Genomic DNA, 8,391 nt, shown 5'->3' on the forward strand with positions numbered 1-8,391 from the left:
TCTCCCAAAAACTGGTCTTTTTCCGTGGGTCGCCAATTACTCCCCGGACCGGGTCGCCCCTGTGGCGAACACGATTTCCGGATTGACTCCGGATTCCTTGGCCGCCGACTCCAGGGCGCTCACTTGCTCCTGCGTCATAAGGGGAATTTCCGCAAAGTCCCATTCTTTGCCAAGACGCGTATACTTGTCCTTGCAAAGATTGTTGAATGCGCACAACTCCCAGCGGGAAAAGGCCTGTCTTAAATTGTTAGCAAGAAACCTGCCAATATTCACGATATTTTCTTTTGCGGCCGTAGCGCCCGGTATCAGGGGCGTGCGGATCCACAATTCCTGTGGATTTTCATGCCCTTGCATATATTCAGCGATAAGCCCAAGGTTTTTTAGAATCTGCTCGTTGGGCGCGCCGGTAAACTGTTTGTGTAGAGAACTATCTGCAAATTTGACGTCAAAAAGCACCATAGTGGCGAAAGGCAGAATGCTTTCCAAGGCCGCAGGCTTGACCATGCCGCAGGTGTCCAGGGCCGTGTGCAGGCCTTTTTCCTGACAAATCCGCAACAAAGACACAGCAAAATCCGCCTGGAGCGCGGGCTCTCCGCCCGAGATGGTCACCCCGCCGCCGGAGCTTTCAAAATAAGCCCGGTCCTTTTCCAACTCCGCGGCCAGGTCTTCCAGGGTTCTGTCCTCCCCCAGCATTTCCATGGCCGTGGAGGGGCATTCGTCCACGCATCCGCCGCATCCTTCGCACAAGCCCCGGTCTATTTGCATGCCCTTTGGGGTCAATTCCAGGGCGTTGTGAGGGCAAACCTCCACGCAGGATCGGCACCCGATGCATCGGGACCCGATCCATTGCACCTGGGGCAGGGCGGAAATGCTTTCCGGGTTGTGGCACCATGTGCAGCTTAGGCTGCATCCTTTTAAAAACACCGTGGTCCGGATTCCCGGACCGTCTTCGGTTGACATCCGTTGAATGGAAAAAATCCTGCCCTGCATCCCCCCCTCCGATCCGGCTAAAGGCCTTCGTGCGACAATCTGGCAATCACCTCGTCCTGCAGCTCCTTGCCGATGCTTGTAAAATAGGCGTTGTAGCCGGTTATGCGCACCAGAAGATGGCGGTAGTCGGCCGGGTTTTTCTGGGCGTCGCGCAGCATGTCCGCGTCCAGCATGTTGATCTGGAGGGCTGTGCCTCCGTTTTGCACATAGCCTTTTAAATAGGCCTTGAATTTTTCCTTGTGCAGCGGATCCGCCAGGATGGAGGGGTTGAAGGTGATGGTGTGGCTGGCGCCGTTGGGCAGGCTGTTCAAGTAATCGCCGAAATCGCCTTTGCCCGGCTTGCGGCCGCCCAGGGCCTTGCCCACGGAATTGGCGTTGGACGTGGGGCCGTTGATGTCCGCGCCGTTGGTGGGGCAGATGGCGTTGGACAAAAACTGCCCTTTGGGCCTGCCGTCCGGGCTGGCATGCAGGATGTAGCCGTCGCCCACCCAGTAGTTCCAGGAGAGCATGCCCGGCCTGGCCTGCCTGCCTGTGGATTGTGTTTTGTGCTTCCAGGTTTCCTCGGTCCACAAATCCATGACCTTGCTGGCCATTTCGTCGGCTTCGTCGTCGTCCCGGCCGTATTTGGGCGCTTTGAACTTGGCCCGGGCCATGAGGATGTCGTGGCCCTCCCAGTTGTCCTTCAATGCCTGGATCAACTCGGCCATGGTGCAGATTTTTTCGTCAAAGACAAGATATTTGACCGCCAGCAGCGAGTCCACGGTGGTGGCGAAGGTCACGGCTTCGATGGTCACGAAGCTCAGTTCGGCCCCGCCCTGGGTGACGTCCCTGCCTTTTTCGGCGCAGCCTTTGACCAGGCACGACAAGTAAGGCGTGGGATGGTAGGCCGCCCGGACGCTTTCGCTGGTCTCGTACAAGTCCATGGCCTTTTTGATGATATGCCGGGTCTGCTTGGCGAAGGCGGCGAAAAACTCCTCGAACACCGTGAACTCCGTAGGGTCGCCCGTGGGAATTCCGCTGGCGTCAATGGCGTATTCCTTGCCCATTACAGTATCTTTGTAGGGCGAAAGGTCGGCGCCGCCCGTCAGGGAGAATTCCACGGCCTTCAGCAAGTTCAGGTTGATGTCCACCGTGCCCGAGCGGTCGTTGCCCACCATGGTGTTTTCCAGGCAGCCCACGGGAGCGTACTGCCAGACGTTGGATGCGTTGATCAGATCCTGGCGCCCGGCTTTTTCCGCCTCCCGCATCATGCCGGCCATGGAGCGTTCGTCAAAATTCAAAAGAAAGGGCGCGCCCTGGCTTTCGGCGATCATGTCGATAATATGGTCGTAAAGCTCCTCCGGCGTGTTGGCGTGAAGCCGGACGTTGGGCTTGGGCTCCAGGATGGGGGACATTTCGTCGATGACCTCCAAAAACACGTATGTGAGGTCGTTGGTCAGGTCGGTTCCTTCCGGCCCCATGCCCGACAGGGTGATCAACTGGCCGTAGCCTGCGGTAATCCCGCCGTTGGCGCCCGTGCGGATCATGGCGTCGTAAGCCGTGTTGGCGTGAATCCAGAAGCATTTGAGGATTTCCTTGCCCCATTCCCGATCCATGCCCTGCGCCATGGAGGCCTCCCAATAGGGCAGGAGATATTGATCCACGCGGCCGAACGAAACCCCCGGGCCGGGATAGTTTTCATCGCTTAATACCAGCATGTGGGTTAGCCACAAGGCCTGGATGGCCTCCCAGAAATCCCGGGGCGGGTTCCAGGGCGTGTGATCCAGGTTGGCGGCCATGCGGGCCAGCTCCTCTTTACGGTTCGGGTCGGGCTCCTTTTGCTCCATATCCCGGATGAGGCTTGCATAACGCGCCGCCAGATCCCTGGGCATGGTCGCGGCGGTCATCATGGCTTTCAACTGGTTGGCCTGGGGCGAATTTTGGTTTTCCGGGCCAAGGGCGTCAAGGCGTGAGGCAAGATCGTCGTAAACGCCTTTCCAGCCTTTTTTCAGCACATCCTCGTAGCCGGGCACCAAATGCCCGGAGGTGGCCCCGGCGTTGCCGTAGCCGTGGTCGTGAAACCACTTCATCTCGGCCCGGCTGCCCTTTTTGCCCTGGACGAGCTTTTTGCGGATTTTGGCCTGTTTTTTGTCCAGGCACATGGAAGCCTGAATGTTGAATCTGCCTCCGGCGATGAGGTCTCCGGGCAGGATTTCCACGGGCAGATGTTTGGTCATCACTTCCTTGACGAACCATGCGCGCCTCTCCGGCAGGCTCAAGTCCCAAAAATTCCCGCTTAGGGGTACTTTCCGGGCAGCCTGGAGGTAGGAGGAGCAAAAAGTTTGCATAAAAGCGTAGGTCTCGGGGACGATGTAAAAACTTAATTCGTCATAAACTTCGTCCCAGGGATCGCCCGTGGTCCAGGCCGTGTATTCATTGTTCCAGGCCCGTTCGGCCCCTTGAAAATAGTAGTCCCTCAGCCATTCAATGCGTGGGGAAAGCCCTTTGGGCTCCTTAACCGAATGTTCCTTGACTTGGGCGTTTGAACCAGCCATTCCATCCTCCTTTTGAGGCCGTAAAGACGCATAAAACAGACAATTCTTCCGCAAACCAAAGGTTTTTTTCCCGGGAAGGCCGGTCCGGATTGCGGGAATTGTCCGGGAAAGACAATAGGATGATCCTATAAGGATCAGGATAGCACGCCGCCGGGCTGCTATCAAGCAGCCTTTGTCCGGCCAATGAATTTATCCGGTTTTCGGAATGGAATTTGCATAATTTAAATGCTCCACCCCAAAACACAGGAAGAAAGGCCGCTCATGTCTCGCATCCTTATTATTGACGATGACTCTCAGATTAGAAAAATGCTGCGGAAAATGCTGGCCACCGCCGGCTACGCCGTGGCCGAGGCCAGGGACGGCGCTCAGGCTCTGGAGATTCAGGCCCGGGAGCCGGCCGACATGATCATCACGGATATCATCATGCCGGTAAAAGGCGGGATAGACACGATTCAGGAGTTTACCGAGAAGTATCCCGGCGTGAAGATCATCGCCATGAGCGGCGGCGGCTTTCTGGAAGCCGAAGACCACCTGACCATCCCCCAACGCATGGGGATCGTCCACACCTTCGCCAAACCCCTGGAACGGGAAAAGATCCTCACCGCCGTCAAGGACCTCCTGGATCAACCCTCCGCCTGATTCCTTGTTTTTCCATCGCTTAATCCAGCAATAAATAAAAAACCGCCCCGAAGCGCTGTTGCTCCTGGGCGGTTTATGATTTAAAAAACAGGCCGGCGATGATCCGCCGGGTCATGCTTAATTCTTCAGCGAGTCCACAAAGCAAAAGAAGCTGTCGCCCATGGCAAACTCCGGGGCGTCCTCTTCCTCCTTCACTTCATAGGCGTATTGGTAGATTACCGGGAAGCCGTAAACATTTCCCCAGGTCAGCGGCTCGTTAAAATCCTTGGACGCCTTGTCGCCCATATGAGGCCCTATGGATACCGCGGCCTTTTTTCCGTCCTTTTCATGGGTTACAACAACCGGGACGTATATGGAGGAGGCTGCGCTTTTACGATTAACGGAATTCTTGGCTCGGTAAGCAAAAATCTTCACCGCTCCCAGAAAACTTTGGTTGTTGCTTAAAGTCGGATCGTCCTCCAGGCTGAAGGTATAGGCTCCGTCAGGCGCAATGACTACGGAGCTGGAGTCGTTCCCCACCCGGTTTCCGCCTTGGTCCAGATACCTCCAATAAACCTCGCAGTCCACTGAGGATGGATTCTGGATGGTGATGCTGGTGTTCCAGCCGCCGGCGTCTTTCATGGCAAGGGGGACCATGGGCGAATTCGCTGCGCCGCGAGCCCGGTAGGCATACAGACTGCCGGCTTCCTCGCCCACAACAGCGGCTGCAATCCATTTGGATCCGTCAATATACGCGCAGTCGGCGCCCTCAGGAGTTGCGGCTTTAAACACGCCGCTTGGGGAGATGACTGCGGAGTCGGACTGGATCAACGTTCCGCTTTCATTATAAAAGTCCACCTGGATTTCCTGGTCCACGTTCGAGGCGTTTTGAGCCCAGATGGTGGAAAGCCAGCCGTCGTCCTGTCCGTCGTCCAGTTTAGGGGCGAACAGGAAGGCGTCCCTAATTCCCCCGGCGGAATACACCATGCTGCGATTTGGCCCGGAAACCTCCACTGTTGCGATGAGCGGCTCCGTGCTGCTGATGACGGCTCCCGTTACATCCGCTCCGAACAAGGCGGCTCCCTCCGGACGGACAGCCTCCCCCGGCTGCAGGTCTTCGATGGACTGATAGGTCGCAATCTCCTGGCCGGCTGCATCCACAAACTCAACGCTGAAAGAGGACGGGGCGCCGCCGATATTCATGATGTCAAGATAGGTGACGTCGCTGCCGTTGTTCTTGAAGCAGGGGACGTAAATCCTTGAGGTGTCGTAATACTCCCCTTGATAATAAATTGCGCCGCCGGATTCTCCCACGCCCAGATGATGCATGATCAGGTTGCCGTAATAAGCCGCGATCACGGCCCGGTGCAGGTTGGAGTCCGGGTCCTGGGCCAGATCGGCGAAGGGGTTGAACAAATATCCCCTTTCCCAGCCTATCGACGTCGCCTGGGAAAGAACCTCTTGATTCTCCACGTCATAAACAAACTCTTTGACCTGGACCGTTGTGTTTGTGAAATTGTTGCTCGCCGCAAGCATGGCCGTGGCAGGCGCGTCCAACGCATAGACTGCGCTAATGCCCAGCATCACGATTACGGAGAGTGTTAGGATGTACTTCAGATTTTTTTTCATGGCGGTTCCCTTCTAAACTGTGCATCATTGGTTCTTAGCGCGATAAGGCGCCCTGGCAGGCAAATTAAACGCGGATGTGAACTGCACCACTATTATAAATGCTGTTAGATATCAAATAAAATCATTAAATAAAGATGCTTTTTTTGATGAATAAAGGGGCCCCAGCAGAGCATATACGTTAAATACCTTCCGGATCACCCAGTTTTTGATGCCTTTCGTGGTTTACTTGTGCGGCAAATAAAAAAACCGCCCTGAAGCATGATCGCTCCAGGGCGGTTTTTTGTAAGATCGGACCGGCGTGACCTGCCGAATCAGCCCTTATTTCTTCAGCGAGTCCACAAAGCAGAAAAAGTTGCTAAGCCCCCAATTGAGATCGGCATATTCGGGGAGATCTTCTTCCTCCTCATTCTCCTCCACATCATAGGCGTATTGGTAAATCAGGGGAAATCCGTACAAACTGCTCCAGGATTGCGCCTGGGAAAAATCCTTGCCCCCCTCAATGTAGGGCCCCACGGATACCGCCGCTTTTTTTCCGTCCTTTTCATGAACAACGGCAATGGGGACGTAAATGGTGTAGGCGCCGTTTTTATAGTTTATGGGGTTCTGGTATTCGTAAGCGAAGATTTTTACCGCACCCATGAAACTCTGCGTGCTGGTGAGCGTCTGGTCTTCCGCCACACTAAAGGTATAGGCTCCGTCGGGGGGGATGATTACGGAAGCGGAGTCGCTCCCCACCTGGGCGCCGGTTTGATCCGTATATCTCCAATACACCTCGCATTCCGCGGAGTCGGGATTCTGGATGGTGATGCTGGTGTTCCAGCCGTCCGCGTCTTTCATGACCAGCGGGATGAGCGGGAGCCAGCTTACGCCCCGCACCCTGTATGCATAGTAACTGGAGTCGCCGGCGCACACCACAACCGCGGCCACGTCATTTTGGCCTCGGATATATGCGCAGGATGCGCCGGCCGGGGTTTCAAACCCGAAAACTCCGCCGGGCGCAATTTGAACGGTTTCGGACTGGACGAAATTGCCGCCCGGGGAATAAAACTCCATCAGAACGTCCTGGGCGGCCTCGGCTGCGTTTTGAACCCAGGTTGTGGACTCCCATGCGCCGCTCTCCCCGTCATTGAGCTTGGGGACGTACTGATAGGAATCCATGACGCTCACCCCGGCGTAGGCCATGCTTTGATTGTCTCCGAAAATCTCCACGGAGGCGACCAAAGGCTGGGTGGCGCTTATGACCGCACTGGCCGTGGTTTGCGGCAGCCCGACCACGTCAGGACGAATCGTCTCTCCCGGCTGCAACTCCGCCGGAGCGAACCATGCGCCCAAGGCGACGCCGCCTTCGTTGTAATAGGTGACGGATACCTGCGCGGCGGAGTTCCCTTTATTCATGATGTCGATGTTCGTCTCGTCCTCATCCGTATTGACGACATAGGGGCAAAAAATCCTTGTGCTTTCCGAGCGCTCTCCCTGGTAGCAATTGATCCCGCCGTACTCTCCGGGACCCAATGCATGCATGATCAGGTTATTGTAATAAGCTCCGATTACGGCGCGGTGGAGGTTGGAATCCTCATCCATGGCTAAATCCGCAGACGGATCGAACAAATACCCGCTTTGTACGGGCGCCTGCGCCGTGGCGCTCACCACCAGGCCGTCGTCAATATCATAGACAAATTCCTCCATCTGGAGCGTTCCGTTGTAAAACGGGTTGCCGACGGCAAGCATGGCCGTGGACGGCTCGTCCAATGCATAAACTGCTGTAATGCCGAGCATTATGATTAGTGAAAGTGTAAGGATATTCTTCAGAGTTCTCTTCATGGCGGTCCCCCTTGATGTCTTCTCGTGCAGTCAATTTAGGTTAATTGAAACCGTTTGAGCTGTTGGATCAGTGTGGGAGCAAACTGTATTTTCAGAATTTATAACCCCACTGTATATCATATAAAATCATTTAATCAAGACTCTTTTAAGATTTAAATTTGGATTCGTCGCCAGATCACTCTCCCTATAAGATAGCATCCGCGTCACGGAAACAATGCGTGTCTTGAAAATGCAGCTATTATATCATTTTATATCTGTAATAAATTTATATTTTGATGAATGAATTTTTTGCACTATGAAATTGTAAATGGTGCTGTGAACAAACATTCATCAATAAACATCATAAAACTCTTTGTTATTGCATCCATAGGACTTTTCTATTGAAAAAAATTCGTCATCAGCTGTTTATTGACAAAGTATTTTCTGTTTGCTTTATATTTGTCCATTCATGGGAAGCATTTCGTCCTTATATTTTGCATTGGTTAGGGGAGTTTAATCATGCGCGGGAGATTCTTGTTTGCGGGCGCCGTTCTCTTACAGGACTTTCAGAGCTAAATGGAATATGAACTGCTATTTTTAATAAAATCAATCCGTTGAACCCTCCCCCTTGTAGAACCTATCCCCAATCTTTCAATACATTGATTCAACCGGTTATTTTTCTAACGAATACTTTCTTTTTGCCTTGACATGTAGAACCTAATTTGTCACAATGCAATATGGCGCATTTATACAAGAAAATCATTAAAGGTAGAACCTACTGGTACCTCCGGGAAACGCACCGGGTGGACGGCAAGGTCAA

Annotated in this window: 5 protein-coding genes; 1 reads left to right on the forward strand and 4 read right to left on the reverse strand. The window is 54.0% G+C overall.

The window, feature by feature from the left end; all coding sequences use genetic code 11:
* Nucleotides 1-36: 36 nt before the first annotated feature.
* The gene (locus BUE18_RS25455) at nt 37-990 is read right to left on the reverse strand and encodes a glycyl-radical enzyme activating protein (protein ID WP_073478957.1); all 954 of its coding nucleotides are present in this window, start codon (nt 988-990) and stop codon (nt 37-39) included.
* Nucleotides 991-1,007: 17 nt separating this feature from the next.
* Complete coding sequence (locus tag BUE18_RS25460; protein WP_073478958.1) at nt 1,008-3,524, reverse strand: pyruvate formate lyase family protein; 2,517 nt, start codon at nt 3,522-3,524, stop codon at nt 1,008-1,010.
* A gap of 261 nt (nt 3,525-3,785) precedes the next feature.
* Here BUE18_RS25460 and BUE18_RS25465 point away from each other — a divergent pair, with 261 nt between their 5' ends.
* Nucleotides 3,786-4,163: a response regulator gene (locus BUE18_RS25465; RefSeq protein WP_073478959.1), complete on the forward strand. Its 378-nt coding sequence runs from the start codon at nt 3,786-3,788 to the stop codon at nt 4,161-4,163.
* A 117-nt stretch (nt 4,164-4,280) separates the two neighbouring features.
* On the opposite strand, the gene BUE18_RS25470 is transcribed toward BUE18_RS25465, so the two are convergent.
* Nucleotides 4,281-5,771 (reverse strand): hypothetical protein, encoded by a 1,491-nt coding sequence (locus BUE18_RS25470; RefSeq protein WP_073478960.1) that lies wholly within the window; start codon nt 5,769-5,771, stop codon nt 4,281-4,283.
* A 318-nt stretch (nt 5,772-6,089) separates the two neighbouring features.
* Nucleotides 6,090-7,592: a hypothetical protein gene (locus tag BUE18_RS25475; protein ID WP_139264930.1), complete on the reverse strand. Its 1,503-nt coding sequence runs from the start codon at nt 7,590-7,592 to the stop codon at nt 6,090-6,092.
* Nucleotides 7,593-8,391: the final 799 nt, after the last annotated feature.

The sequence above is a fragment of the Desulfatibacillum alkenivorans DSM 16219 genome, assembly GCF_900142135.1.
Lineage (GTDB): Bacteria > Desulfobacterota > Desulfobacteria > Desulfobacterales > Desulfatibacillaceae > Desulfatibacillum > Desulfatibacillum alkenivorans.

Bases quoted from the DNA above. Each gene is read 5' to 3' on its own strand.
- BUE18_RS25460 (WP_073478958.1), bottom strand. From the start codon at position 3,524: ATGGCTGGTTCAAACGCCCAAGTCAAGGAACATTCGGTTAAGGAGCCC.
- BUE18_RS25465 (WP_073478959.1), top strand. From the start codon at position 3,786: ATGTCTCGCATCCTTATTATTGACGATGACTCTCAGATTAGAAAAATG.
- BUE18_RS25470 (WP_073478960.1), bottom strand. From the start codon at position 5,771: ATGAAAAAAAATCTGAAGTACATCCTAACACTCTCCGTAATCGTGATG.
- BUE18_RS25475 (WP_139264930.1), bottom strand. From the start codon at position 7,592: ATGAAGAGAACTCTGAAGAATATCCTTACACTTTCACTAATCATAATG.
- BUE18_RS25455 (WP_073478957.1), bottom strand. From the start codon at position 990: ATGCAGGGCAGGATTTTTTCCATTCAACGGATGTCAACCGAAGACGGT.